A 26454-nucleotide genomic window follows, 5' to 3' on the forward strand; every position below is an offset into this window, starting at 1 on the left:
GTTGTTTCGGGCCCGGAAAGGCGCTTCTTGATCCGCTCAAGCCCTCTTAGCCGCTATAACCGCGGAAGAAAAGCGCCCTCAGGGCAGCCAGACCGGACGCCGGTCTCCCGCTGCGAAACGCCGCAGAACTGCCGGATAGAGCTTGTGTTCCATCTCGAGCACCCGCGCGGCGAGGATCTCGGGCGTGTCGCCGGGCTTCACCGGCACCCTTGCCTGGCCGAGGATCGGGCCGTCGTCGAGTTCGGGCGTGACCTCGTGCACCGTGCAGCCATGCTCGGCATCGCCGGCTTCCAGCGCGCGGGCATGGGTGTGCAGACCGCGGTATTTCGGCAGCAGCGAGGGGTGGATGTTGATCATCCGACCCGACCACGGGGTGACGAAACCGGCGGTCAGCACCCGCATGAAGCCCGCAAGACAGATCATGTCGGCGTCATGGGCTGCGATCAGCGCCTGAAGTTCCGCCTCGAAGGCAGCGCGGTCCTTGCCGAAGGGGCGGTGATCGACCGCGTCTGTGGCGACGCCGCGCGCCGCCGCGCGGGCCAGCCCCGCCGCCTCGGGGTCGTTCGACGCCACGAGGCAGGGCGTGGCCGGATGGCCGGCTTCCGCCATGCTGTCGAGCAGCGCCAGCATGTTGGAGCCGCCGCCCGAGATCAGGATGGCGACACGCTTCACGCCAGCGTCCCGCGGTAGCTCACACCCTCGCCCGAGACGACGCTGCCGAGACGGTGGACCCGCTCGCCCTGGCCTTCCAGCAGCGACGCAAGCGCCTCGGCGCGCTCGGCCTCGACGACCACGACCATCCCGATGCCGGCGTTGAAGGTCTTGAGCAGCTCCGGCGTTTCTAGCCCGCCCGCCTCGCTGAGCCAGGCAAAGACCGGCGGCAGCTTCCAGGCGCCAAGATCGATCTCGGCGCCCAGCCCCTCGGGCAGCACCCGGGGCAGGTTCTCGGTCAGCCCGCCGCCGGTGATATGCGCCAGCCCGTGCACGCCGCCGGCCCGAATCGCGGCCAGCGCGGATTTCACGTAGATCCGGGTCGGCGCCAGCAGCGCTGCGCCGAGCGGCCCCTCGCCGAAGGGCGCCGGATCGTTCCAGCCCAGCCCCTGCAGCTCGACCACCTTGCGCACCAGCGAATAGCCGTTGGAATGCACGCCGTCCGAGGCCAGGCCGAGCAGCACGTCGCCCTCGCCCACATCCGCCGGCAGCGCCGCGCCGCGCTCCATCGCGCCCACCGCGAAGCCCGCGAGGTCGAAATCCTTTGCCTCGTACATGCCCGGCATCTCGGCCGTTTCGCCGCCGATCAGCGCGCAGCCGGCCTGGCGGCAGCCATCGGCGATGCCTTCGACGACCTGCGCCGCGCGCTCCACGTCGAGCGCCCCGCAGGCGAAGTAATCGAGGAAGAACAGCGGCTCGGCGCCCTGGCAGACCAGATCGTTGACGCACATCGCCACGAGATCGATCCCGACGCCTTCGACGACGCCGGTGTCGATCGCGATCCGCAGCTTGGTGCCGACGCCATCGGTGGCCGCCACGAGGACCGGATCGTCGTAGCCGGCCGCCCGCAGGTCGAAGAGCCCGCCGAAGCCGCCCAGCCCGGCCATCACGCCCGCGCGGTCGGTCGACTTTGCCGCCGGCTTGATCCGCTCGACGAGCGCGTTGCCCGCGTCGATATCCACGCCCGCCGCAGCATAGGTCAGTCCGTTCTTGCCTGCACTCACCGGCATGCCCTTTCCCGATTGGCCAATCCTGGCGCGGGTTAGCAAGCGCGGCCGTCCGAGTCCATGCCGCCCGTGCCGGGCGCATCATATGGCTTGACCCGGATTGCCAGCATGCTAGGCAGTCGTCGCGTGGGCCTGTAGCTCAATTGGTTAGAGCAGAGCGCTCATAACGCTTTGGTTGCGGGTTCAAGTCCTGCCGGGCCTACCACGACAATCGGGTCGCGCCGACAGGGGCAGACCCGGAGCCATCCCCCTCCCCAAAATCCTTGCTGGCAAGGGCCACGGCCCGTAGGATCGATGGTGCGACACTGCGCCCCGCCTTGGTGGCGAGATGCCACATGTGCGCTTTGGCTGCATTATTGGTGGCTGTGAAATCGATTACATGACCACCAGCTGACATTTGGTGGAAGAAATGAAAGACACCGCACAGACCCCCCCGGAGTTTCCGGGCGTATCGACAGTCATTCATGGCAACGGCGCAATCGCCCAGGTAATGGGCCAGGTCTGTGGAGGGGTGATCGGATATCCGATCACCCCTTCGACTGAGATAGCCGAGCTTTACGAGGCGTTCCGCGCCGGTGGCGGGATGAACATCTGGGGGCGGCATCCGTTCTTCTTCGAGCCAGAGGGCGAGCATTCGGCGCAATCGGGCGCGCTCGGCGCGGCGCTGACCGGCGGGCAGTACATCTCCAACGCGTCGTCGAGCCAGGGCATCCTCTACGGGATCGAGTCGCATTACGTGACCGTCGGCAAGAAGGTCGGCGGGTTCGTGCTCCAGGTCGCCGCACGCTCCGTCTCGCGCCATTCGCTCAACGTGATGGCCGGCCATGACGACGTCTATGCATTGCTGCCCTCCGGCTACACGATCCTGTTCGGCTCCAACCCGCAGGAGGCCGCCGACCTCGCCGCGATCTCCTACAAGGTCAGCGCGATGTCGATGATCCCGGTCGCCAACGCGATGGACGGCTTCGTCACCAGCCACATGATGAGCGAGGTGATGATGCCAGAGGACGCGCTGCTCGAGCGGTTCCTCGGCGATCCGACCGACCGTATCCCCTGCCCGACCGTGGCGCAGGAAATGCTCTATGGCGCCAAGGGCCGCGTCTTCCACCTCAAGCGTTACCTCGGCCGCCACAGCAGCGACATGGAGCAGGCCGACTACGCGGCGCTGATCGACTTTCTCGACGCCAATGCCGACGCCGTGGAGGGCGATGCCTCGGGCGAGATGGTCGGCCAGACGCTCGACCGGCTGCCGCAGGAGCTGCATGCCCAGTGGCGGCGGCAATGGGTCAACGCCCATGCCAAGGGCACCCGGCAGCGGGTTCCGGCCCAGGTGGACGTGCACAACCCCGGCCTCACGGGCGGCGTGCAGAACCAGCCGGACTTCCAGGCCGGCGCGGTCGACCACCGCACCCACTTCGTCCGCGAGGTGCCGCGTTTCGTCCGCGAGGCGATGGAAGAATACTCGGCCCTGACCGGGCGCGACTACGCCCCCGTCATGACCTATGAATGCGACGACGCGGAAACCGTCCTCGTCGGGCTCGGCTCCGTCACCGACGACGCCGAGGCTGTGGCCGCCCACCTGCGCCGCCAGGGCCGCAAGGTCGGCGTGATCTCGATCAAGATGCTCCAGCCCTTCCCCGAGGCCGAGCTGGTGGCGGCCCTTGCCGGCAAGAAGGCGGTCACGGTGCTGGAACGCTCCGACGTCACCGCGCTGACTAGCCTCGTCAACCAGGCGCTGGTCAAGGCGGTCGAGAATGCCGATGGCGAGCGCTACCCGGGCATCCCGGCACTCAGCAAGCTGCCGCGGCTGACCACGGCAATCTTCGGGCTCGGCGCGCACGACCTGCAGCCGCGCCACCTGATCGCGGCCTTCGACAACATGGACGAGGCCAACGCGCCCTTCGTCTATCTCGGCAGCCAGTTCTTCGCCAAGGACCCGAGCCCGCAGCTCGCCGAGCTGCAGGACAGGCTGCGCGCGGCCTATCCCGAAACCGAGCTGATGGCGCTGGAGACCAAGCCCAACCCGCAGCTCCTGCCCGAGGGCGCGCTGCGCATCCGCTTCCACTCCGTCGGCGGCTACGGCACAATCGCCACCGGCAAGCTGCTGACCGACATCTTGGCCAATGCGCTCAGGCTGCATTCCAAGGCGGCGCCCAAGTACGGCTCCGAGAAGTCCGGCGCGCCGACCAACTACTACATCACCCTCAGCCCCGAGCCGGTGAAGATCACCAATGCCGATCTCGAGGATGTCGAGGTCGTGGTTTCGCCCGACCACCGGGTGTTCCAGCACTCCAACCCGCTGCGCGGGCTGATCGAGGGCGGCACTTTCATTCTGCAGTCGAGCCTCTCGCCGCTCGAGGTCTGGAAGGACCTTCCGGCCGCGATGCGCGCCTACATCGTCCGCCGCAAGATCCGTTTCTTCGTGCTGGACGGTTTTGCCATCGCCCGCAAGCACGCCCCCTCGGCCGAGCTCGAGACGCGCATGATGGGCATTGCCTTCATCGGCGCGGTCTGCGGCAACGTGGAGCGCATCACCCAGGGCGCCGACCGCGAGGCCGTGCTGGACAAGATCCGCAGCCAGATCGCCAAGAAGTTCGGCGCCAAGGGCCAGGCCATCGTCGATGGCAACATGGCGGTGATCCGTGACGGGCTGGAGGCGACGGTGGCGCTCGACTACACCGCACCCGAATTCGCCGCGGTGACCGAGGCGGCTGATTCCGAGCCGGCCTTCGCGCCGGCGATCTCGGCCTCGATGTGCCGCATCCAGCAGGACGCCTCGCCGACCGGCCTCTTCGACCACGAGTATTTCGAGGAAACCGTCGCCCGGCCCTTCCGCGAAGGCACCATCGGCGAGGCGCCGGTGCTGCCGGGGACCGGCATGTTCATGCCGTCCGGCACCGCCGCCGCGCGCGACAAGGGCATGTTCCGCCGCGAGGTGCCTGTGTTCGACGCCAGCCTCTGCACCGGCTGTCTCGAATGCTCCATGGTCTGCCCGGACGCCGCGATCCCGGCCACGGTGATCGACATCGGCGACATGCTGGGCACCGCGCTCAAGGAGATCGACGTACCCTCCGGCCAGCGCGAGATCCTGCGTGGCCTGCTGCCGGGCATCGGCGCCGCTGTCCGCGCGGCCTATGCCGAGAGCAAGGAGACCAAGGCCTTCGGGATTCTGGTGGCCGAGGCCGTGCAGTCGCTCGACGTGGAGAGCCCTGTCGTCCGCAACAACCTGGAGAAACTGGCACAGGCGGCTTCCGCCCTGCCCGTCTCCCGCACCCGGCCCTTCTTCGACGCGATGGAGAAGGAACGCGCCGGCTCCGGCGGGCTGTTCACCGTGGTCGTGGACCCGTGGAAATGCTCCGGCTGCCTCGAATGCATCGAGGTCTGCGGCCCCGGCGCGCTGACCAAGGCCGAACAGGACCAGCCGCTTCTTCAGAAGTTGCAATCCGAGTTCGAGTTCCTGTCGAAGACGCCGAACACGCCATCGCGCTTCTTCGACTCCGCCTTCGAGCCCGAGGGCGACATCAAGCGCATCATGCTCGACCGCGATACCTACTATTCGACCACCGGCGGCCACGGCGCCTGCCGCGGTTGTGGCGAGGTGACCGCGATCCGGCAGGTCGTCTCGGCCGGTCACGCGCTGCATGACCGCCGCCGCAAGAGCCACACGCGTGAACTCGAACAGCTGATCGACGCGCTGCGCGCCAAGCTGGACGAGGTGGCAGAGGATGCCGCCCGCAGCGCCCGCATCGGCTCCGCGATCGACGTGCTCGAAAAGCGGCTGTTCCTGATGGAGGGCGGGCCGACCGGCAACGGGCCGGCCGCGATGGTGGTGGCCAACGCCACCGGCTGCAGCTCGGTCTACGCCTCGACCTTCCCCTACAACCCCTACAACGATCCCTGGGTGAACAGCCTGTTCCAGGACGGGCCCGCGCTCAGCAAGGGGATTTTCGAGGGGCTGACGGCCACCGCGGCGGTCGATTTCAAGGCGCTGCGCGTCGCCAGGCTGGAACTGGCCGACGCCTACGACCCGGCAACCGACGACGCCTATTTCCGCAACTTCGGCTGGAGCGACTTCGGCCCGGAGGAACGGGCGATCCTGCCGACGGTGCTCAACATCTCGGGCGATGGCGCGGCCTATGACATCGGCTTCGGCGCGCTGTCGCGGCTGCTGGCATCAAACACGCCGGTCAAGGTGATGGTGCTCAACTCGGGCGTCTATTCCAACACCGGCGGCCAGACCTCCACCGCCAGCCTGTCCGGGCAGGACAGCGACCTGAGCCGCTTCGGCCCGGCGCTGGCCGGCAAGCAGGAGGACCGCAAGGAACTCGGCCTGATCGCCGCCTTCCACCCCGGCGTCTTCGTGGTGCAGAGCACGACCTCGATGCCCGGCCACTTCCTGAAGAACCTGATCGCCTATCTGGAGCACAGCTCCTCGCCGGCGGTGCTCGACATCTACGCCCCCTGCCAGGCCGAACACGGCATCGCCGACTCCGCGGCCAGCCAGCGGGCGCGCCTCGCGGTCGAGGCCCGGGTCAGCCCGGTCTTCGTCCACGACCCCGATGCCGGCGCCTCGCTCGAGGAACGGTTCTCGCTCGACGGCAACCCGGCGATGGATCGCGACTGGGCGATGACGACGCTGGAATACGTGGAGGACGGTGCGCTCAAGCTGATGGACGTGCCGCTCACCCCGGCCAATTTCGCCTTCGAGGAGACCCGTTTCAAGAAGCAGTTCCGCCCGCTGCCGGATGGCGCGGACGCGGTGCCGGTCGAGGCCTATATCGACCTGCCGCCGGCCGAACGGATCGGCAAGTCGCCCTTCGTCTACGCCACCGACGCCCAGAAGCGGCTGGTGCGGCTGGAGGTGGGCACCACCGTCGTGCACCTCGTCGAGGAACGCCGCCGCAACTGGCGGACCCTGCAGCACCTTGCCGGGCTCGACGTGGAGCGGCTCGACGCCGACCACCATTCCGAGATCGCGGCGCTCCAGCAGCGGTACGATGAGGCCGTGGCGGCGCAGGAAGAGACGATGGACAGCATCGCCCGCGGCATGAGCGAGCTGGCGGCGGCCTCCGGCGCGCCCGCGGCCATCGGCGCGGCCGGCGCACTGGCGCCTGTCGGCGGCACCTCCGCACCGGCGGCCGCCCCACCCCCGGCGGCGGGCGGATCGGAGATCCCGCATATCCACGAAGAGGATGTGCCGCTCTGCTCCGACTGCAAGACCTGCTACCAGGAGATCCCCGAGCTCTTCGCGAAGATCAAGATCGTTGTCGACGGTCAGGCGAAGGAGGTGGCGCACACCATCCCCGGCGCGCTCGAGAAGGTCGAGATGACCGACCAGCTCCGGGCACGGATCGCCAAGGTCGCGGCCAATTGCGACTCGGAGATCATCCGATGAACGCGCCCATCGTCGAACCGGGCGACGAGCTGTTCCAGCAGCAGCTCGAAGTCCTCAAGAAGCACCTCGCCGCCGACCCGCGCTCGCTGCGCAACGTCTTCATCGCCGACGGCACCCAGGCCATCGCCTGGGAGTTCCGCCAGGAGGAGATCGGCGAGAAGTTCATCGGCGTCCTGTGGAACCTGCTGCTGCGGGGCGATCAGATGAGCACGCTGCTGCAGCGGTTCATCTGGGACCTGCCGCTCAAGTACAAGCGGCGGTTCATCAAGGCGCTCGATACCCACCTTTCCGGACGCTACCCGATGTTCAAGGGGCTGTCCGAGGGCTGGCCGGCGGAGAGCTACATCCCGCCCTACGTCCGCGCGCCCGAGGATCGCAGCGAGGATTTCGAGCTCGTGAACCAGGGGTACCTCGGCTATCGCAGCCTCGGCTACAGCCTGCGCGAGGTCGACCTGATCGTCTGGCTGGAAGCTCTGCGCGACAAGCAATGCGAGGACCGGCCCTGCGAACTGGGCGTGCTCAAGGAGAAGATCCGCGAGAAGGAGGCGAAGAAGCTCGGCGGCTGCCCGGTCAAGATCCACATCCCCGAGATGCTGGACCTGATCGGCAACGGCAAGATCCGGCAGGCGCTGGAACTGATCGAGAGCTGCAACCCGCTGCCCAACGTCACAGGCCGCGTCTGCCCGCAGGAGCACCAGTGTCAGGGCGTCTGCAAGCACACCAAGCGGCCGATCGAGATCGGGCAGATCGAGTGGTACCTGCCCGAGCACGAAAAGCTCGCCGATCCCGACCGCCTGAAGCGCCTCGCGGGTCACGTCAGCCCCTGGGCCGTCGCCGCCAAGCCGCCGATCGCGGTCGTGGGCTCCGGCCCCTCGGGCCTGATCAACGCCTACCTGCTGGCGGCGGAGGGCTTCCCCGTCACCGTCTTCGAGGCGTTCCACGAGCTGGGCGGCGTTCTGCGCTACGGCATCCCGGAATTCCGCCTGCCCAACACGCTGATCGACGACGTGGTGCAGAAGATCGACGCGCTCGGCGGGCGCTTCGTGAAGAACTTCGTGGTCGGCAAGTCGGCCACGCTCGACGACCTCAAGGCCGCCGGGTTCTGGAAGATCTTCGTGGGCTCCGGCGCCGGCCTGCCGACCTTCATGAACGTGCCGGGCGAGCACCTGCTCGGCGTCATGTCGGCCAACGAGTTCCTGACCCGCGTCAACCTGATGCGCGGGCGCGATCCGGCCTACGAGACGCCCCTGCCCGAGGTCGCCGGCAAGCACGTGCTGATCGTCGGCGGCGGCAACACAGCGATGGACGCCGCTCGCACCGCGCGGCGGCTGGGCGGCAAGGTCACCATCGTCTACCGGCGCACCAAGGCCGAGATGCCGGCTCGGGTGGAAGAGCTGCACCACGCGCTGGAAGAAGGGATCGAGGTCGCCGAGCTGCGGGGGCCGCGCGAATTCGTGGGCGACAGCCACACCCATTTCGTGACCCACGCCATCGTCGACGTGAACGAGCTGGGCGAGCCCGACGCGTCCGGCCGTCGCCGGCCGGTTCCCACCGGCGAGACCATCGAGATGCCGGCGGACCTTGTGATCATGGCGCTCGGCAACAAGTCGAACCCGATCATCCCCGAGTCCGAGCCCGGACTGAAGCTCAGCAAGTGGGGCACGATCGAGGTCGAGACCGGCAGCCAGGAGACCTCCATCCGCGACGTCTACACCGGCGGCGACGCGGCCCGCGGCGGCTCCACCGCGATCCTCGCGGCGGGCGACGGTCAGGCGGCGGCGCGCGAGATCGTGGGGGACATCCCCTTCTCGGCCGACGAGATCAGGGAGATGGTCGGCAAGGCCGCCCATTACACCGATCTCGGTCAGGAGCGGCAGTCCATCACGCGCCACGCCGAGCTTGCCGAGGGCATCGTCGAGATGACGGTGCGGGCGCCGGTGGTGGCCCAGGCCGCGAAGGCCGGGCAGTTCGTCCGGGTGCTGGCGAGCCAGGACGGCGAGCTGATCCCGCTCACGCTGGCCGACTGGGACGTCGAGGCGGGCACCATCGACCTGGTGATCCAGGGCATGGGCACCTCGACCCGGCTGATGAACCGCATGGCGGTGGGCGATGCCTTTGCCGGGATCGCCGGCCCGCTCGGGCGGCCGAGCGCCGTGCACGGCTACGGGCCCGACCAGACCGTCGTGTTCACCGCGGGCGGCGTTGGCCTGCCCGCGATCTACCCGATCGCCAAGGCGCATCTGCTGGCCGGAAACCACGTGACGATGATCGTCGGCTTCCGTTCCGCCGGACACCTGTTCTGGACCGGGGACGACGAGCGCATGGGGCAGCTCAAGGCCCGCTTCGGCGACCAGCTGAAGGTGATCTACACCTCCAACGACGGCACCTTCGGGATCAAGGGCTTCGTCACCACGCCGCTCGAGGAAATGCTGAAGGCCGGCGCGTCGTCGAACGGCCGCAAGATCGCCGAAGTGATCTCGGTCGGCCCGCCGATGATGATGCGCGCGGTCAGCGACCTGACGCAGCCCTATGGCGTGCCCACGGTGGTCAGCCTCAACTCGATCATGGTCGACGCCACCGGCATGTGCGGCGCCTGCATGGTGCCGGTGGTCGAGGACGGCAAGCAGATCCGGCGCCACGCCTGTATCGACGGGCCGGAATTCGACGCGCATACCGTCGAATGGGACAAGTTCCTGCCCCGCTTCGGCCAGTTCAAGGCACAGGAAGTGCGCAGCCTCGAGGCGCACGGGCTCTGACGCGAAAACCGGCGCCTGCGGATTCCGCGGGCGCCGCGTTTGCACTCAGGAAGCAGCCAGTGCCGCCTTTGCGAATACCTGGGTGGCGACTGCAGCGAAGAACAGGATGCTGCCGGCAAGCACGAAGACGTGCCAGATCGTGTTGTGGAACACCATGCGGTCGCGCAGGTGGAAGACCACGCCCAGCGTATAGGTGATGCCCCCCGCGGCCATCAGGGCCACGACCGGGCCCGGGAGCGCCTCCAGCATCGGACGCCCGGCAAAGACCGCCGCCCAGCCCATGCCGAGATAGAGCACCAGCGAGAGCCAGCGGAACCGCCCCGGCGCGAGGAACTTGAGGGCTGAGCCGAAGGTCGCCGTGCCCCAGAGGCCGGCCATCAGACCGACCGGCTGGCTCCCGGTCAACATGAGAAACGGCGTGTAGGTGCCTGCGATCTTGACGTAAATCCCGGTATGATCGAGCCGCCTGAGCAGCCCGGTCCAGCGCGCGCTTTCGATCATGTTGTAGAGCGCCGAGAAGGTCAGCATGACGATCAGCGCCGCGCCGTAGATGCTGACTCCGACGATCGCCGCACGGTCGAGCTCCAGCAGGACGGTCGCCCCGATCAGCATCGGCACCACGATCACCGCAAGCCCGATGCCGACGACATGGACGACGCCGTCGCTGATGCGTTCGGCGCGGCTGTAGGCCGGACGGATGGTCGAGGCTGGTAGCATGTCTCGAAGGGTACGGATGCGGCGGCCACCTGGCAATGCCGCAGCCGGCCTGCAGAGCCGACCTCACGGGATTGGGATTGACCTGCATGGCGACGAGGCGGGCTAAGCTTCCCTGCCATGGGTGCAGATGACGCTCCCGCCGCATTATACCGGTTTTCCGGATTGTCTTTCCCGATCTCGCCCGTTTTTCCCGCCAGGACGGGAAGTTATCTCGGCTCCAGTACCAGACAGGAGCCGCAGATGCCCAACCTGACCATCGTCGCACAGATCCTCGCCAGGCCGGACCAGATCGAGTTCGTGAAGTCGGACCTGTTCGAGCTGATCCCCGCCACCCGCGCCGAAGCAGGTTGAGCCACCTACGGCCCGCATCGGGACACCTAAGACCCGCGCCGCATCTCCCCGCCTACATGGCGGCAACGGAGCGCGCGGGTTTCGAATTCACCCGCAGCCTACCGCGCCGGATTGGCTGACCCCAACCGGCACGCAAGACACAAGGAAGACAGGACAGATGACCATCCACATCACCGATTTCGCCCGCAAGCGCCACACCGCCAAGGCTTATGCGCCGGACCGCCGGATCTCCGACGAGGACATGGAACAGGTGCGCGAACTGCTGCGCTTCTCCCCCTCCTCGACGAACCTGCAGCCCTGGCACTTCGTCATCGCCTCCACGCCCGAGGGCAAGGAGCGCGTCGCGCGATCGGCGGCGGAGAAATACCCGTTCAACCTGCCCGCGATCCGCAACGCCTCGCATGTCGTTGTTTTCGCGAGCCGTATCGAGGCCGACGAGGACTACCTTCTGCGCGTCCTGGCGCAGGAAGAGGCCGACGGCCGGTTTGCCGGCAACCCCGAAGAGTTCAAGCCCGCGATGCACAAGGGCCGCTCGATGTTCGTCGACATCCACCAGAAGCAACTCGACGACGGTGCCGAATGGATGGCGCGCCAGGTCTACATCAACCTCGGCCAGTTCCTGCTCGGCGTGGCGGCGCTCGGCATCGATGCGACCCCGATGGAAGGTGTCGACACCGACGTGCTCGACGCGGAATTCGGTTTGAAGGAAATGGGTTACCAGAGCCTCTTCGTGGTGCCGATCGGCTATTCCGACCCGGAAGGCGACTACAACGGCGCCCTGCCCAAGTCCCGCCTGACCTATGGAGACATCCTCACCGAGGTCTGACCCTCCACGAACCGGGATGCGCAGTCGGCTGCGCATCCCTCCGGGCTAGCGCGCATTTCAGCCACCAGGCCGCTCCGCCACCGGCGGGCCTGCAGTGTCGCGGACGATCAGCTCGGCCGAGATCTCGGAAACGGTCGGCGGCGTGCTCGGATCCTTGATCCGTTGCAACAGCACCCGCGCCAGCACCCGGCCGAGTTTTTTCGGCGAGACCGCCATCGTCGTCAGCGCCGGCGTGGCGACCGCCGCATCTTCGATGTCATCGAAGCCGACCACCGACACGTCGTGCCCCGGCCGCAGCCCTTCGCGCGCCAGGCCGAGGCATGCGCCGAGCGCGACCATGTCTCCATTGCACACGACTGCCGTGATCGCGGGATGCGCGCGCAAAAGCTCCGAAATGGCCTCCCGAGCAGCCTTTTTCGTGTCGGCCGAGGGCCAGACGATCACCGGCCCGAGCCCGCGCTCCTGCATCGTTCGCTCATAACCGGTAATCCGTTCCTGCCGGACATAGGTCATGTCGGTGCCACCGAGGTAGGCGATATGCCGATGCCCGAGATCGGCGAGGTAGCCGGTTGCGATGGCCGTGGCTTCGGCGTTGCGGATGCCCACATGATCGAGCTCCCGGCTCGCCGGACGCAGGAAGGTCACGGTCGGGACGGCATGAGCGGTGAGCAGGTCGAGCGTCCGCTCCGAGGTCGCCAGCGCCGGCACCCAGAGCAGCCCACCACGGCGGTTTCGGATGAAGGCCTCCAGCTGCCGGCCCTGGCGTTCGGCATCGTCGCGGGTATCGAGGATGGAGACGAGATACCCCTCCTCTTCCAGCAAATCGACGGCGCCGCTCACGACCTCCGCGTTGAACGGGTTGGCGAACTGGTTGATGACGAACCCGATCTCCCGGCTCTGGCCGGAGCGCATGGCCGCGGCGCGGGCATCCGGAACGTAGTGGAGCTTCTTGGCCGCCTGCAGGACCTTCTTGCGGGTCTTTTCCGAGATCCGCCCGGTGCCGCGCATCACCTGGCTCACGGTGGGAATGGAGACACCCGCCTCCTTGGCCACGGTTTCGAGGGTCGGCTTGTTCGCCATGATGCAGCAGCCTTGATATAACGTTTCATCGGAAAATCTATCTTCTGACCCATTTTCTGACAAGTCCACTCGGTCGGTTCGTTGCGATTCCAATAATTCTGCGCCGCAGCGACGAAGAGAATCATTGACCGGAGATATAACGTTGTAGCATCGTGACGCCATCCGCACGGGGATCAGGCATCCGTCCATGCGCGATGCCCCGTCTCGCGGGGTGACGCAACGGGCCCGCCCAGACGAGAAACCCCGCCAGAAGGATCGGCAGCCGGAAGGAGGTCCGGCCGTCGCACAATGGAATTCGGGAGGAATACATGACCCTGAGACTCAATCTCGCAGGCGCCGTCTCCGGACTGGCCGTTCTCTGCACCGGCGTCGCCGCCCAGGCCGAGGTGCTGTTCTGGTCGACCCAGGCGCGTCCGGTCGAGGAAGCGCAGGCGATGCGCGAGAACGTGCTCGCCGGTTTCGCCGACGGCGTGGACTACCAGCCCAACGAGGAAGGCCCCTGGCTGACCCGCCTGCAGGCCGAGATTCAGGCCGGTTCCGGCTCGATCGGCGTTCTGGGCGCGCTCGAAGGCAACTTCGCGGCGATCGACCCCGAGACCCTTGTCGACCTCGACGAGCTCGGCGTGAAGTCGACCAGCGACACCTACAACTCGCTGGCCATGCTCGGCACCGACAGCATGCAGTTCCTGCCCTGGATGCAGGCCAGCTACATCATGGCCGCCAACAAGGAAGCGCTGCAGTACCTGCCCGAGGGCGCCGATATCGACGCGCTGACCTATGACCAGCTGATCGAATGGGCCGCCAACGTGCACGAGGGCGTCGGCCAGCCCAAGTTCGGCTTCCCGGCCGGCCCCAAGGGGCTGAAGCACCGGTTCTTCCAGGGCTATCTCTATCCGTCCTTCACCAACGGCGTGGTCCGCACCTTCGCCTCGCCCGAGGCGGTGACGGCCTGGCAGAAGTTCCTGGAACTCTGGGAGCACACCAACCCGGCCTCGACCAACTTCTCCTTTATGCAGGAACAGCTGCTGTCGGGAGACGCCTGGATCGTGTTCGACCACACCTCGCGCCTTGCCCAGGCCTTCAATGACCGGCCCGACGATTTCGTCGCATTCCCGGCCCCCGCCGGCCCGACCGGCCGCGGCTTCATGCCGGTGCTGGCAGGCATCGCCATTCCGTCCACCGCGCCGGACATGGACGCCGCCAAGGAGCTGGTCAAATACCTGATGCAGCCCGAGACCCAGATCGCGACGCTGCGGGCCACCAACTTCTTCCCGGTGGTCGAGGCGGAGCTGCCCGACGACATGCCCCCCTCGGTCAAGGCCGCCGGCGCCGCCGTCGCCAAGATGAGCGCCTCGCCCGATGCCAACCCGGGCATGCTGCCCTCCGGCCTCGGCGAAAAGAGCGGCGACTTCAGCCGGATCTACGTCGACACCTTCGAGCGCATCGTGCTGGCCGGCCAGCCGATCGAACAGGTCCTCGAGGACCAGAAGAAGCAGCTGATGGCGATCATGGAAGAGACCGGCGCGCCCTGCTGGGCCCCGGATGCGCCCTCCGACGGCGCCTGCCCGGTCGAGTAACCACCGGCCCTTTTCCCCTCCGGACGGCCACGCGCCGTCCGGATCCCACCGAAAATTCCATCCGGCGCCTCGCGGCGTCAGAAAGGGAGCAGTTCGATGTCGCCTCGGATTCTACCCTATCTGTTGATATTGCCAGTCACTCTCTTTCTCTGCCTGTTCTTCCTCTATCCCTTCGCGCTGGTCGCCCAGCAGGCCTTCAGCAACGGGGCCGGCTTCACGCTCGACAATTTCCGGGACGTGGTGACCTACTGGAAGTTTCCCATCTCCCTGCAGAACACGCTGCTGCTCGCCGCGGCCGTGGTGCCCGTGCAGCTCGCGCTTGCCTTGCTCATGGCGACCATGGTCAGCCGGATGGAGCGGGGCCGCGACCTGGTGCTCTATGTCTGGACCATCCCGCTGGGGATTTCCGATCTCGCCGCCGGCATCATCTGGCTTGCGATCTTCGAGCAGTCGGGTTTCCTGAACTCGATGATGACCGGGCTCGGCCTTGTCGATCAGCCGGTGAACCTGCTCTCCTACCAGAACCCCGGCATGGTCTTCCTCGCCATCGCCCTGGCCGAGATCTGGCGGGCGACGGCCATCATGCTGGTCATCATCGTGGCCGGTATCGGCCTGATCCCCAAGGAATATTACGAGGCAGCCGAGGTCTTTGGCGCGTCGCCCTGGAAGCGCTTCCTGCGGATCACCCTGCCGCTGCTGCGGCCCTCGCTGCAGACCGCGCTGATCCTGCGCGTGGTGCTCGCCTTCGAGGTCTTTGCCGTGGTCGCCGCCCTGGGCGGAACGCTGTTCCCGGTCCTCATGGGTGAGATCTATGCCTACCAGTTCGACCTGCAGAACGGCCGCGCCGCCGCCGCGCTCGCGCTGATCGTGCTGGCCATCTCGATCGCCTTCACCCTCGTCATCCTGCGTGTCCTGCGCGTGCCGAAAGGAGCCACGATATGACCGCAACCGATACGCTTCCCGAAGCGGCCGCCGCGCCGCGCAAGGCCGGCCAGTACGTCTATGCCGCTTCGGTCGCGCTGCTCTGCGCCTGGGTGATCGTCCCGCTCTACCTGCTGCTGATCAACACGCTCTCCTCGCCGGAGACGGTCAACAGCTTCCCGAAGTCCTTCATCCCCGAGTTCGACCTCGGCAGCCTGCAGTTCTTTGCCGGGTTCGAGGGGATGCTGGTCGCGCTCAAGAACTCTGTCGTCGTCGCCGCGATGACGATGGTGCTCTCGATCACGATCGGCGCGCCGGCGGGCTATGCGCTGTCGCGGTTCGACTTCCGGGGCAAGGAGCTGTTCCGGCTGCTGATCCTGCTCACCCGGGCGTTTCCGCTGCCGCTCCTCGCGCTGCCGCTGGCGGTGCTGTTCATCCGCACCGGGCTCGACGACACCGCCTTCGGGCTGGCGCTGGTGCATACTACGCTGGCGATCCCCTTCGCGGTGCTCATCACCTTCTCGCTGTTCTCCGGCATCCCCGTGGAACTGGAAGAAGCCGCCTGGACGCTCGGCTGCACGCGTTACACCGCCTTCACCAAGGTCGTGCTGCCGCTGATCCTGCCCGGCATCACCGCCTCGGCGATCTTCGCCTTCGTGATCTCGTGGAACGAAGTCTTCGCAGCGGCGGTGCTGACCATCGAGAACCGCACGCTCACCGCCTTCCTGCTTCAGACGCTCGGCGAAGCGCCGCTGCACCTGAAGTTCGCGGGTGGCTTCATCCTCGTCGTGCCGGCGCTGATCTTCATCTTCGCCGTGCGCAAATACCTCTTCGCCATGTGGGGCATCGCGAACCGCTGAGCGGGACGCGACCGGACAAGGAACCTGAGATATGGCTGAAATCCAGATCAAGAACGTCGCCAAGAAGTTCGGCGCCTACCAGGCGCTCTCCGACATCAACCTCACGATCCACGACCAGGAATTCATGGTGCTGCTCGGGGCCTCGGGCTGCGGCAAGACCACGCTTCTGCGGATCATCGCGGGCCTCGAGACCGCCACGACCGGCGAGGTGTGGATCGGCGGCAAGCGGGTGGACCACCTCGCGCCAAAGGATCGCGGCATCGCGATGGTGTTCCAGAACTACGCCGTCTTTCCGCACCTGACCGTCTTCGAGAACATCGGCTTCGGCCTGCGGATGCAGAAGCTGCCGAACGACGAGGTCAAGCGCCGGGTCGAACGCACCGCCACGCTCATGCACATCGAGCAGCTGCTCAAGCGCTACTCGGGCGAGCTTTCGGGCGGCCAGCGCCAGCGTGTCGCCGTGGCCCGTGCTCTTGCGATGGAGCCCGACGTGATCCTGATGGACGAACCGCTGTCCAACCTCGACGCGCTGCTGCGGCTCGAGATGCGGGCCGAGCTGAAGGGCGTTCTGGCCGAGAGCAAGACCACCGCGATCTACGTGACCCATGACCAGGTTGAGGCGATGAGCCTGGCCGACCGGATCAGCGTCATGCACAAGGGCAAGATCGTGCAGGCCGCCTCCCCGATCGAGGTCTACCGAAACCCGGCCGCCGAGTTCGTCGCGGGCTTCATCGGCAACCCGCCGATGAACTTCCTGACCGCGACGCCGGCGGGCGACGGCAAGTGGACTGTCGCCGGACAGGTGGTCGACGGGCCGAGGCTGGGCGCCAGTCAGCTCCAGTTCGCGATCCGTCCCGAGGACCTCGGCCCGGCCGAGAGCGGCCTGCCCGCAACCGCCAAGGTCGTCGAGCCGCTCGGCGCGCATCTGCTCGTCACCTGCGAGGTCGACGGGCATTCCTTCCGCGCCGTGCTCGACAGCGACCTGACCGTGAAACCCGGCGATCGCCTGACCCTCGCCCCCCAAGCGGATCGCATCCGCTGGTTCGACCCCGAAACCACGCTCGCCGTCGCCTGAGAAAGCACCATGAGACAGAAACTGATCGACCAGGCGGAGCAGGTGCTCCGCCGCAATGACCGTGGCAGCTACACGGTTCCCACCCACGGCCTCTACCCGTTCCAGTGGAACTGGGACAGCGCCCTGAGCGCCCTCGGCTTCAAGCATTTCGACGAGGCCCGCGCCTGGACCGAGGTCGACACGCTCTTCGCCCACCAGTGGGACGACGGGATGGTGCCGCACATCATCTTCCACGAGCGCGACGAGGGCTATTTCCCCGGCCCCGACGTCTGGAGCACGGGCCGGCCGGTGCCGACCTCCGGCATCACGCAACCGCCCGTGGCAGGCTTCGCCATCCGCCGCATGGTCGACGAGGCCCGCGACGTGGACCTCGCCCTGTCGCGCGCCCGCGACCTGCTGCCAAAGGCCCACGCCTGGCATGAATGGTTCTATCGCACCCGCGATCCGCAGGGCACCGGGCTCGTCGCCATCATCCACCCCTGGGAATCCGGGCGCGACAATTCCGTCGACTGGGACGCCGCGCTCGACCGGGTCTCGACCGAGGGCGTGCAGCCGTTCCAGCGCCGCGACATCACCCATGCCAACCCCGATCACCGGCCGACCCACGCGCAATACGAGCGCTACATCAAGCTGGTCCAGACCTTCCGGGAGCTCGACTGGGACACCAGCAAGCTGCACGACGGCTCGCCGTTCCAGGTGGTCGACCCCGGGTTCAACGCGATCCTGATCCGCTCCTGCGAGGATCTGGCCGACCTCGCCGAACGGCTGGATCAACCCGAAATCGCCGCTGCCTCCCGCGCGATGGCGCTGCGCGGCGTCGCGGCGCTGGAGAGCCTCTGGAGCGACGACCTTGGCCAGTATCTCTGCTACGACCGCAAGATCGGCGCGCCGATCCTGAGCCCGTCCGTCGGCGGCCTGATCCCGGCCTTCGCCGCCATCCCCGAGCACCGCGCCGCCGGCATCGCCCGGCGCATCGAGGAACTGGGGAAATCCTGCGAATACCTGATCCCAAGCCACGACCCCACCGCTCCGGATTACGACGGGCGCCGCTACTGGCGCGGGCCGGCCTGGCTGATCGTCAACTACATGATCGCCGACGGTCTCACCCGCGCCGGCCAGCCGGAGATCGTCGCCCGGATCATGGAAGACAGCCTGCGCCTGATCGAGCGCAGCGGCTTCGCCGAGTATTACGACCCGATCACCGCGGAACCCTGCGGCGGGGCGCATTTCACCTGGACAGCCGCGATGGTCCTCGAGATCCTTGACCAGGTAAGGGAGGCCGCCTGACAGGCGTCGCGGCTTCCCGCCCACGGAGCCACGGCATCGACAAAATGGTAAAATTTGGCAAGTTGTCGAATTTGTGACAGATGCAGGTCGGCCGGTTTCTCTGGAACCGGCCGATATTTCATCCAAGGCTCCATCATTCCGCCCTTGATCCTTCCGCATCGAGCATTTGCCCCGACACAAAAAAACGATATTATCCCATCTATGGAGAATGGAGCATCAAGAACGCCCGCCGAGGCGGCATCACAGGAATCCTCGGCGACGCATCGCGCCTATCTGGCGCTGCGCCGCATGATCGTCGTCGGCGAGTTGCAGCCAGGGGAAAAGCTGAAGATCGACCGCCTGCGGTCGGTCCTGGACACGGGCGCCTCTCCCGTTCGGGAGGCGTTGAGCCTTCTGACCTCGGATCTCCTGGTGGAGCGGCTGGATCAACGCGGGTTCCGGGCGGCGGAAACGAGCCACGAGAATTTCGTGGAAATCCTGACCCTGCGCTGCGAGCTGGAGGAGATGGCCTTGCGCCAGAGCATCGCCCAGGCCGACGAGCAATGGGAGGACGCGCTGGTGCTCGCGCATCACAAGATGGTCCGCCAGGGGCGGAGCGATCTGGAGGCATTCGAGGCGCGGCACAAGGATTTCCACATGGCGCTGCTGTCGAACTGCCGCTCGCCGATTCTGATGAAATTCTGCAGCCAGCTCTACGATCTGAACATCCGCTACCGGTATCTTGCCGGCAAGGCGCTGGACTACCAGAAGCGCGACGTCTCGGCCGAGCATCAGGCGATCCTCGACGCGGCGGTGGACCGGGACGCCGATCTCGCGGCGGAGCGGCTGCTGAGCCATTACCGTCAGACCGGGGCCTTCCTGAACGGTCTGTTCAGCAAGCAGGCCCCCGGGGACTGAGCGCAGCTCCACCTCTTGCACCTGGGCCGCAGGCCCGCGCCGCGGATGCGGCGCCACCGCTGCACGGGCTCCGCCCGGCAGCAAGCCCCCCTGCCCGCGCGCTCAACGGGTGCCGATCTGCTCCATCGATATCTCGCGGCCGAAGATGCGCTCGGCGTTGCGATAGGCGATCTTCTCGGCCACCTCGCGCGGCAGCTTCGACAGCCAGGCGCGGTTGGAGGCGATGATCGCCTCGTAATTGTCCCACTGGCCGTTGACCCAGGTGTCGCTGCCGACCATCAGCCTGTCCTGGAAGGTCAGCAGGATGCGTTCCCATTGCGGGTCCAGCCGGTCGCCGCTGCCGAGGATAGCACGCTCGCGCAGCGAGGTGTCGGCCAGCAGGGTCGGATGATCCGCCATCAGGGCGTAGACCGCGTCGGCCCTTTCGCCGAGCCCGGCATGAGCCCAGATGATCCGGACCTCTGGGTCGAGGCTGTAGAGCCAGCGCACGGGCTCGGCGCCGGAATGGACGTGGAGCGGGATGTCGCGCGCCTTCGCCATCGCGATCACCGCGCGGAAGAGCGCTTCGTCGGAGGTATCGAGCCGGTGGATGTGAAACTCGCCGATGCCCTCGTGCGGGTAGCGTTCGAGCCGCGCGCGGAGATAGTCCTCCATCCTCTCCGCCTTGGTCCAGTTGGAGGAGCCGGCGTCGCCGTGATAGGGGCGCAGCTCCGGCACGATGCGGTTGGGCGCGTGTTCCCAGAGCATGATCGTGCCTTCGTCCGGGGTCGAGGAGACCAGCGCCATCGCCACTCCGGAGCGGTCCATCAGCTCGATGACGCTCTCCACCGGATAGGCTTCCCAGGCCGGCTCCTTGTAATGGACATGGGCGTCGAAGATCGGCAGCTCGGAGACCGCGTCGCCGATCGGCGGCGCCCCCGCGCCGTCTACGGGGTCGGCCGGGGCGCAGGCAGCGGCGAGGATGAGTGGCAGGGCCAGCCCTGCGAGGGATCGGAAGCGCATGGGGTCGTCCTTTCCGTACGGGTCCGTGCGGGTCTCCTGCGATCCCTGTCAGGCTTCGTCCAGCGGGGTAAGGATCAGGTCGAAATCGACACGGGAATAACCGCCCTCAACCTGCCCGGAGAGCGCGAAGCCCTTGGGGAAGGAGCCTGCGGGCTGCGGGACATAAGTCATCACTAGGTCGTCGCGCACGCCGAACACGGTGTCTTGGTCGAGGTAGGGATCGTCGTCGGGGAAGACCTCGGTGACGAGCTGCCGGTGCCCTGGGGCGGAGACGATGTAATGCAGGTGCGAGGGCCGCCAAGGGTGGCGGCCGGCGGCGCGCAAGATCTCGCCCACCGGACCGTCGTCGGGCACGGTGTAGCTGACCGGCCGCACTGTGGTGAAGGCATAGCGCCCGGACGCATCGCAGGTCATCAGCCCGTGGAAGGAATGGATGTCCTGGTCGGGGTCCTGGCTGGAATACATGCCGTTGGGCGCGGTCTGCCAGATGTCGATCGTGGCGCCCGGCAGCGGGTTGCCGGCAGTATCGCGCACATGGCCTTCGACCAGCAGCACCTCGCCCTCGAAGTCACGCTTCATGTCGCCGCCAATCTCCAGCACCGGCGGGTTGGAGACGTGGAACGGCCCGAGCACCGAGGAGGAGGTCGCCTCGGGCGTCGAATGCATCATGTCGACCAGCGAACTGAGGCCCAACACGTCCGACAGAAGCACGAACTCGTTGCGCTCCGGCGTGGTGATCCGGCCGGCCCATTCGAGGAATTCCAGCCCCTTGCGCCATTCGTCATGGCTCAGGTTTACCTCGCGGGCGAAGTCGTGGATGTGGCGCGCCAGCGCGATCAGCACCTCCCGGGTCCGCGGATCGGTGTCCTCGCCGAAATAGGCGGCGAAGACCTCGGTGATGTTGTCCTTGGTGACGTTGCGCATGGGGCTGGGCCTTCTAGTTCAGGATGGCGAGGCTGAGCGAGGGGAAGCGGATCAGCAGGATCAGGACGATCAGCATCACCACGGCAAAGGGAAATGCCCCGACGAAGACGTCCTTGAGAGAGATTCGTTCGTCGTTCAGCGTGGCCTTGATGACGAAACAGGAGATGCCGAGGGGCGGTGTCAGCAGGCCGATCTCGGCCCCCACGACGGTGACGATGCCGAACCACACGAGGCTCAGCCCCATCGGTTCGATCAGCGGAAGGAACAGCGGCACCACGATCAGGATGATCGAGGAGGTATCCAGCAGCGTGCCGAGGAAGATCATCAGCACGACATAGAAGAACATCACCCAGAAAAAGCTGAACTGTGCCGTCTCCAGGTAGTCGCCGAGCGCGTTGGGCACGCCGGCCAGCCCCAGCATCCGGCTGTAGATCGAGGCGGCGGTGATCAGGAACAGGATCGCGGCGGTGATGTGCCCGGTCTCCAGCAGCGCGTGCCAGAAGCCTTTGAGCGTGATCCGGCGCCGTGCCACGGCGATGATCAGCCCGAGGGCCGAGCCGCTGGCGCCGGCCTCCACCGGGCTCAGCCAGCCGGTGTAGATCCCGCCCAGCACCACCACGATCAGCAGGGTGATCGGCAGGGTCTTGTCGGCGATCTCGCGCCAGCTCAGCCACTCGGTCTCCTCGAAGGGCCGGCCGCCGATATAGTCTGGCGCGAAGCGGCCCATCACCCAGATCCAGCCGACATAGGCCGCGGCCAGCATCAGGCCCGGCACGATCCCGGCCTGGAACATGTCGCCCACCGACTGCTCGGCGACAAAGGAATAGATGATCAGCATCGCCGAGGGCGGAATGATCATGCCCAGCACCGAGGAGCCCGCCACCACCCCCACCGCGAAGCGGGGGTTGTAGTCGTAGGAGAGCATCTGCGGCACCGAGACCTTGGAGAAGACCGAGGCCGAGGCGATCGAGGAGCCGGTGACGGCTGCGAAGACCGCGTTGGCGCCGACCGTGGCCATGCCGATCCCGCCCTTCACCTTGCGGAAGCCCGAGTTCATCACCTCGTAGATGTCGCCCCCAAGCCCGGCCCGCGAGACGATCAGCCCCATGAAGGTGAACAGCGGCACCGTGGCGAAGGTGTATTCCATCACGCTGTCGCCCACGGCGATCTTCAGCAGGTTCATCGCCAGATCGAAATTGTCCCGCATCAGCCAGATAGAGATAAAAGAGACGACGCCGAGCGCGACGGGGATATAGACCCCGATATAGACCAGGACCACGATCGCTGCGACCGAGGCGAGGCCGATCTCCATGGGGCTCACGAGCGATCCTCTTCTTCATGTTCGGGCATGCGCACCAGCTCGAAATTGTCCTCGCGCAGCGCGATCTTCAGCACCAGCACCAGCGCGCAGAGCACGGCGCTGAGAAAGATCACCAGCTTGATCGGCCACCAGGGCGCGGTGAACACGCCGGGGATGCCGAAGTAGTCCCGCGTCTCCAGCATCTCGGTGAACTCGGGCCAGATCGCGAAAGCGATCAGCGTCATGAACACCGCCGAGACCGCGTTGATCGCCTGGCGCAGGATGTTGTGGGTGCGCGGATAGCGGCTGCCCAGCACCGTCAGGAACCCGTCGGAGCGGGTCAGCCGGTTGACCCGGATCACGTCGGGCAATTGCAGGAACACGATCAGCACCATCGAGAATTGCACCACCTCGACCGCGCCGAGGAAGGGCTTGTTGAAGACGCCGCGCGCGATCACGTCGAAATTGACCACCAGCACCAGCAGCAGCACCACAATGGTGCCAACGGCATTCGCCGATATGGCGATGCCGCTGGCCAGTCTGGACAGGCCGGTCGCGAGGGTCTTGAAGGTCCCGTTCGTCATGGGAGTGGATCCGGCCTGTCAGGTATCAGTTGGTCGGCTCGGCCGCCCAGTCGCGGACCGGCGCATAGCCTGCGTCCCGGAGCTTGCCGAGATAGGCGTTCAGCATCTCGGTGCCCGGCTCGCCGGCATCATCGAGCTCCTTGGCCCATTCCGCCGCGATGTTGGGCATCGCCTCGGCCCAGGCTACGCGGTCCTCGGGGCTCAGCTCGACGATGGTGCCGCCAGCGGCGACATAGGCGTCCAGGCTCTCGCCCGCCCGCTCCATCGCGATCCCGGCCACGTGGTCGCGATAGAGCACCGCCACCTCCCGCAGCACGCCCTTGACCTCGTCCGGCAGCCCGTCCCAGTAGTCCTTGTTGACCGTGATCGTCTTGGTGTTCACCGCGCCGAGATCTGCCTTCAGCATGTAGGGGGCGACCTCCGCCATCTTGAAGGTCTGCGCCGCTTCCGGCCAGAGCATGGCGTAATCGGTCATGCCGGTCTGGACCATGTTGTAGAAATCGGTCAGCCCGCCGCGCACGCCGGCCGCATCCGGGATCCCTTCGAGGTAGCGCAGGTTCAGCCCCGCGCCCGCCACCTTGGCGCCCTCCAGATCTTTCAGCGAGGCGATCTCGTTCTTCGAGAACAGCTGGTAGGAATCCAGGACTACGCCGGTCGCCAGGTAGACCTGGTTCTGCGCATCGAACTCCTTCTGCATGGTCGGGAATTCCTTGGCGATCTCATCGACCGCCCGGGCCACCGCCACGGAGTCGGCCGCCACGAAAGGCGTCACCGCCGAGATCGCCTGGCTGGGCAGCTTGGAACTGTGGAAGATCGTGGTCACAACCCCGATATCGCCCAGCCCCAGCTTGATCCCGTCGAGCACACCGCGCGGCTTGACGATGGCGCCGCCATAGCTCTCCTGCCAGTCCATCTCGTAATTGCCGGTCTCCGCCAGGCGCTTGTCGACCTCCGGGATGAAGAAGTTGGTGATCTCCTGCACCCAGAGCGCCTTGGCCGGGTAGCCGTCGATCACCACCGCGGTGATCTTCTCGGCGGCCAGCGCCGGGGTCGTCAGGGCAGTTGCCGCAAGAAGCCCGAGGGCCGCGGCCTTGGTCCGGAAATTGATCATCATGTCCTCCCTTTTTTTAACGTTCGGCGTCAGCTCCGGCGCCAGCAAATCTCCAGTTTCGTCCCGGCGCCTTCGAATAGTTTGGAGATCGCGCAATACTTCGCGGTCTCCGCAGCCACCCGCTCCAGCTCCTCCGCGCTGGCCGGGCCGTCGGCGGTCACCTGCAGCCGGATCGCGGTGAAAGGCACCGCCACCTCCTGCTGAAGCAACACGCCCCGGCGGTCGAAATCGACCTCCATCTCGAAACCCAGCTGTCCGATCTCCACCCCGAGCGCGTCGGCGCATTTGTGGCCGATCGTGTTGGTGCAGCCGATCAGCGCCGCATAGGCCGTTTCGGTCGGCGAGAAGCCCCGGTTGGTGCCGCCGCGCTCCACCGGCTCGTCGATCTCGGACGTCAGGTCGCGCACCGCCACCTCGACGTGGGAATGGCTGCTCGCCGTCCCCCGCATCCGGACCGTGACCTGGCTCTTCTGACGAATGGCCATCGCGCGCCCTCAGACGAAGCTGCAGACCTGGTCGAACGGGAACCGCGGCAGCTTCTGGAACAGCGCCGTCTCGTCCGCGTAACCGAGGTTGAGCAGGAAATTGGATCTCAGCGTGGTGCCGGCGAAGAACGCCTCGTCCACGATCTCGTTGGAAAAGCCCGACATCGCCCCGGTGTCGAGGCCCACGGCCCGCGCGGCGATCATGAAATAGGCCGCCTGCAGCGTCCCGTTGCGGAACGCCGTGGCCTCCGAATGCGCCGGCTTGCCCTCGAAATGCGGCCGGCGGTCCTCGTGCGGGAACAGGAACGGCAGCTCTGTCCAGAACTCCAGGTCATGGGCGATGATCACCGTCACCGGCGCCGACATCATCTTCTCGATGTTCTTCGCCTTCAGCGATGTCGCCAGCTTTTCCTTGGCCTCCGGGGACTCGACGAAAACGAACCGCGCCGGGCAGCAATTCATGCTGGTCGGCCCGCCGGCGGCGATCTCGTAGACCTCCTCCAGCAGCGCGCGCGGCACCGGGCGATCGGTCCAGGCGTAGTGCGAACGGGCGTCGCGCAGGATCAGGTCTATCGCGGCGTCGTCCAGCCGCTCGCAGGCGGCGCGAACTTCGCGTACCCGCGCCTGCGCCGCGGCCCGCGCCCGGGCCAAAGCCTGTCCGGTCAGCGCATTCACTCGGCTGCCTCCGTCCGCGCCAGGTCTTCCTCGGCCACGATCGGGCTGGCGCAGATGCCGATGCCCTCGATCTCCGCTTCGACCGTCTCGCCGGGGCGCAGCCAGCGCGGCGGCGTCTTGGCATGGCCGACTCCCGGCGGCGTGCCCATTGCAATCATGTCGCCCGGCTCCAGCGTGGAATATTCCGAGACCGTCGCGATCGTCCGCGCCACCGACCACAGCATGTCCGAGGTCGTCGCGCTCTGCAGGATCTCGTCGCCCACGCGGCTCTCGATCTTCAGGCCCACCGCCCCCTCGGGCAGCTCGTCCGGCGTCACCACGTCCGGCCCGATCGGGCCCGTCGCGTCGAAGTTCTTGCCCGGCGTCCACTGGTGCGTCTTGCGCTGGTAATCCCGCACCGAGCCGTCGTTGAAGATCGTGTAGCCGAACACGTGCGACAGAGCCTCTTCCTCCGGGATGTGCTTGCCGCCCTTGCCGATGATCACCATCAGCTCGACCTCGTAGTCCAGACGCTCCGAGCAGGACGGACGCACCATCGGCTCGCCCGCCGCCATCAGCGAGGTCTGGCAGCGCAGGAACAGCGCCGGGTAGACCGGCACCTCGTAGCCGCCTTCCTTGATGTGATCGACGTAGTTAAGGCCAAGGCAGACGACCTTGCCGGGCCGCGCGATCGGCAGAGCCGGCACGACGCTCGCGGCCGCAACCCGATCCGCCCTGGAGATCGCGTCCGACAGGGAGGCGACATCCACATCCCCGCGAACCAACCCCATCAGATCAGCCCCGACAGCCCCGGACAAACCGGACAGGCAAACCGCTTCGTCCCCCAGGACAAGATGAACCCCACTGCCCGCCTCGCTTGTGCCGACCCTGAATCGCATCCCCGCTCCCTTTCCTGTCTGCTTGCCCGAGTTTT

The 26454-nt window shown here is 66.8% G+C and carries 21 protein-coding genes and 1 tRNA gene; 10 read left to right on the forward strand and 12 right to left on the reverse strand.

Annotation, left to right across the window (positions count from 1 at the left end):
• Nucleotides 1–78: 78 nt before the first annotated feature.
• Both purN and purM read right to left on the reverse strand, forming a co-directional pair.
• Entirely contained in the window at nucleotides 79–672 is a 594-nt protein-coding gene (gene purN, locus CHB86_RS16050) for a phosphoribosylglycinamide formyltransferase (RefSeq protein ID WP_089234094.1), read from the reverse strand.
• A complete protein-coding gene (gene purM / locus CHB86_RS16055; protein WP_089234218.1) occupies nucleotides 669–1715 on the reverse strand; it encodes a phosphoribosylformylglycinamidine cyclo-ligase in 1047 nt (348 codons plus the stop codon). The genes purN and purM overlap by 4 nt, the downstream gene beginning before the upstream one ends.
• A 131-nt stretch (nucleotides 1716–1846) precedes the next feature.
• Between purM and CHB86_RS16060 the strand changes: the two genes are divergently transcribed.
• The 3 genes from CHB86_RS16060 to CHB86_RS16070 all read left to right on the forward strand — a co-directional run bounded on the left by CHB86_RS16060 (nucleotide 1847) and on the right by CHB86_RS16070 (nucleotide 9869).
• Nucleotides 1847–1923 (forward strand) — tRNA-Ile (locus CHB86_RS16060).
• A gap of 204 nt (nucleotides 1924–2127) precedes the next feature.
• Nucleotides 2128–7113 carry a 2-oxoacid:acceptor oxidoreductase family protein gene (locus CHB86_RS16065; RefSeq protein ID WP_089234095.1) on the forward strand — a complete coding sequence of 1662 codons (4986 nt, stop codon included), beginning with the start codon at nucleotides 2128–2130 and terminating at the stop codon, nucleotides 7111–7113.
• Entirely contained in the window at nucleotides 7110–9869 is a 2760-nt protein-coding gene (locus CHB86_RS16070; protein WP_089234096.1) for a sulfide/dihydroorotate dehydrogenase-like FAD/NAD-binding protein, read from the forward strand. Before CHB86_RS16065 ends, CHB86_RS16070 begins: the two co-directional genes overlap by 4 nt.
• A gap of 45 nt (nucleotides 9870–9914) precedes the next feature.
• On the opposite strand, the gene trhA is transcribed toward CHB86_RS16070, so the two are convergent.
• A complete protein-coding gene (gene trhA, locus CHB86_RS16075; protein ID WP_089234097.1) occupies nucleotides 9915–10586 on the reverse strand; it encodes a PAQR family membrane homeostasis protein TrhA in 672 nt (223 codons plus the stop codon).
• A gap of 508 nt (nucleotides 10587–11094) precedes the next feature.
• On the opposite strand from trhA, the gene nfsB reads away from it, so the two are divergent.
• Nucleotides 11095–11763: an oxygen-insensitive NAD(P)H nitroreductase gene (nfsB, locus tag CHB86_RS16080; RefSeq protein ID WP_089234098.1), complete on the forward strand. Its 669-nt coding sequence runs from the start codon at nucleotides 11095–11097 to the stop codon at nucleotides 11761–11763.
• 57 nt (nucleotides 11764–11820) lie between these two features.
• Here nfsB and CHB86_RS16085 read toward each other — a convergent pair whose 3' ends face one another.
• Nucleotides 11821–12843 carry a LacI family DNA-binding transcriptional regulator gene (locus tag CHB86_RS16085; protein WP_089234099.1) on the reverse strand — a complete coding sequence of 341 codons (1023 nt, stop codon included), beginning with the start codon at nucleotides 12841–12843 and terminating at the stop codon, nucleotides 11821–11823.
• A 308-nt stretch (nucleotides 12844–13151) separates the two neighbouring features.
• Between CHB86_RS16085 and CHB86_RS16090 the strand changes: the two genes are divergently transcribed.
• The 6 genes from CHB86_RS16090 to CHB86_RS16115 all read left to right on the forward strand — a co-directional run bounded on the left by CHB86_RS16090 (nucleotide 13152) and on the right by CHB86_RS16115 (nucleotide 19460).
• Nucleotides 13152–14420, forward strand: a complete 1269-nt coding sequence (locus CHB86_RS16090) for an ABC transporter substrate-binding protein (protein ID WP_089234100.1) — start codon at nucleotides 13152–13154, stop codon at nucleotides 14418–14420.
• A 96-nt stretch (nucleotides 14421–14516) separates the two neighbouring features.
• A complete protein-coding gene (locus tag CHB86_RS16095; RefSeq protein WP_089234101.1) occupies nucleotides 14517–15362 on the forward strand; it encodes a carbohydrate ABC transporter permease in 846 nt (281 codons plus the stop codon).
• Complete coding sequence (locus CHB86_RS16100; protein ID WP_089234102.1) at nucleotides 15359–16201, forward strand: carbohydrate ABC transporter permease; 843 nt, start codon at nucleotides 15359–15361, stop codon at nucleotides 16199–16201. Before CHB86_RS16095 ends, CHB86_RS16100 begins: the two co-directional genes overlap by 4 nt.
• 31 nt (nucleotides 16202–16232) lie before the next feature.
• Entirely contained in the window at nucleotides 16233–17276 is a 1044-nt protein-coding gene (locus CHB86_RS16105) for an ABC transporter ATP-binding protein (RefSeq protein ID WP_089234103.1), read from the forward strand.
• Between the two features lie 9 nt (nucleotides 17277–17285).
• A complete protein-coding gene (locus CHB86_RS16110) occupies nucleotides 17286–18563 on the forward strand; it encodes an amylo-alpha-1,6-glucosidase (RefSeq protein ID WP_089234104.1) in 1278 nt (425 codons plus the stop codon).
• Nucleotides 18564–18764: 201 nt separating this feature from the next.
• Nucleotides 18765–19460 (forward strand): GntR family transcriptional regulator, encoded by a 696-nt coding sequence (locus tag CHB86_RS16115; RefSeq protein ID WP_089234105.1) that lies wholly within the window; start codon nucleotides 18765–18767, stop codon nucleotides 19458–19460.
• Nucleotides 19461–19562: 102 nt separating this feature from the next.
• Here CHB86_RS16115 and CHB86_RS16120 read toward each other — a convergent pair whose 3' ends face one another.
• From CHB86_RS16120 to CHB86_RS16155, 8 genes are read right to left on the reverse strand one after another with little or no spacing between them, the layout of a single operon-like run.
• Nucleotides 19563–20462 carry an amidohydrolase family protein gene (locus tag CHB86_RS16120; protein WP_089234106.1) on the reverse strand — a complete coding sequence of 300 codons (900 nt, stop codon included), beginning with the start codon at nucleotides 20460–20462 and terminating at the stop codon, nucleotides 19563–19565.
• Nucleotides 20463–20510: 48 nt separating this feature from the next.
• Nucleotides 20511–21386: a dioxygenase family protein gene (locus CHB86_RS16125; RefSeq protein ID WP_089234107.1), complete on the reverse strand. Its 876-nt coding sequence runs from the start codon at nucleotides 21384–21386 to the stop codon at nucleotides 20511–20513.
• A gap of 13 nt (nucleotides 21387–21399) precedes the next feature.
• Entirely contained in the window at nucleotides 21400–22698 is a 1299-nt protein-coding gene (locus tag CHB86_RS16130) for a TRAP transporter large permease (protein ID WP_245838039.1), read from the reverse strand.
• Between the two features lie 5 nt (nucleotides 22699–22703).
• Nucleotides 22704–23270, reverse strand: coding sequence for a TRAP transporter small permease subunit (locus CHB86_RS16135; protein WP_089234109.1), 567 nt, complete (start codon nucleotides 23268–23270; stop codon nucleotides 22704–22706).
• 25 nt (nucleotides 23271–23295) lie between these two features.
• Nucleotides 23296–24384 (reverse strand): C4-dicarboxylate TRAP transporter substrate-binding protein, encoded by a 1089-nt coding sequence (locus CHB86_RS16140; protein WP_089234219.1) that lies wholly within the window; start codon nucleotides 24382–24384, stop codon nucleotides 23296–23298.
• Between the two features lie 26 nt (nucleotides 24385–24410).
• The gene (locus CHB86_RS16145; protein ID WP_089234110.1) at nucleotides 24411–24866 is read right to left on the reverse strand and encodes an OsmC family protein; all 456 of its coding nucleotides are present in this window, start codon (nucleotides 24864–24866) and stop codon (nucleotides 24411–24413) included.
• 9 nt (nucleotides 24867–24875) lie between these two features.
• Entirely contained in the window at nucleotides 24876–25541 is a 666-nt protein-coding gene (locus CHB86_RS16150) for a malonic semialdehyde reductase (RefSeq protein ID WP_089234111.1), read from the reverse strand.
• Nucleotides 25538–26311, reverse strand: coding sequence for a fumarylacetoacetate hydrolase family protein (locus CHB86_RS16155; protein ID WP_245838018.1), 774 nt, complete (start codon nucleotides 26309–26311; stop codon nucleotides 25538–25540). Before CHB86_RS16155 ends, CHB86_RS16150 begins: the two co-directional genes overlap by 4 nt.
• Between the last annotated feature and the right edge of the window lie 143 nt (nucleotides 26312–26454).

The sequence above is a fragment of the Tropicimonas sediminicola genome (genome assembly GCF_900188335.1).
GTDB classification, from domain to species: Bacteria; Pseudomonadota; Alphaproteobacteria; order Rhodobacterales; family Rhodobacteraceae; genus Tropicimonas; species Tropicimonas sediminicola.